This window comes from Gluconobacter albidus, from assembly GCF_002723915.1.
Classification (GTDB): domain Bacteria; phylum Pseudomonadota; class Alphaproteobacteria; order Acetobacterales; family Acetobacteraceae; genus Gluconobacter; species Gluconobacter albidus.
In genome coordinates, this window is sequence record NZ_BEWL01000048.1 from 1 (window position 1) to 867 (window position 867).

An 867-nucleotide genomic window follows, 5' to 3' on the forward strand; every position below is an offset into this window, starting at 1 on the left:
TAGGTCGCGTTGACAAAAGGTCTATACACTCATCCTGAGATCTGATTCACTGGTTGCTTCAACGCAGACGGTACGGTGGAGCGGGCATGGCACGAGGTGATCTGACGGATCAGGAATGGGCGATAATTGGTCCGCTTCTGCCGCCTGAGCGCGGACGTTGGGCTCGACCAGCTGGAGACAACCGCCTGTTTCTCAATGGTATGCTGCATGTTCTGCGCACAGGCTGTCCGTGGCGGGACATGCATGAGCGCTACGGAAAATGGAACTCGGTCTATGTCAGGTTCCGGCGTTGGGCTGAACAGGGTGTCTGGGATGCTCTGCTGCAAACTCTGGTGGACCTGGGTCTGAGTGATGACTGGCAGCATATGGTCGACAGTACTGTGGTCCGCGCCCATTCCCAGGCAACGGGTGCAAAAGGGGGGCTCATACGGAGGCTTTTGGTCGATCACGCGGCGGCTTTACGAGCAAAATCCATGCCCGATGCGACAATCAGGGACGTCCTCTTGGCTTTGTCCTCACAGGAGGCCAGGTCTCGGACTATAAAGCCACAGACGCCCTGATGAAGCTGCCTGTCCCGAACCCCAGGGCCATGCTGGCTGATCGGGGTTATGACAGCGACAGTTTCCGCCAGGACCTGCTGATCCACGGGATCCTGCCGGTTATTCCCTCACGAAAAGGCCGCAGTGTTCCACAGAAAACAGACTGGCGGCGTTACAGGGACCGTAACCGCATCGAGCGGATGTTCAACCACCTCAAGCAGATGCGCCGCATCGCGACCCGCTACGACAAGACCGTCCTGTCCTTCATGAGTTTCCTCAATCTCGCCGCAGCAAAGCTCTGGATCAGATTTTTTGTCAACATGACCTA

At 57.1% G+C, this 867-nt stretch carries 1 pseudogene; it reads left to right on the forward strand.

The features are described 5' to 3' along the window. Positions 1-86: 86 nt before the first annotated feature. Positions 87-867, forward strand: a pseudogene (locus GAL01_RS15900) (IS5 family transposase); the annotation flags it as partial.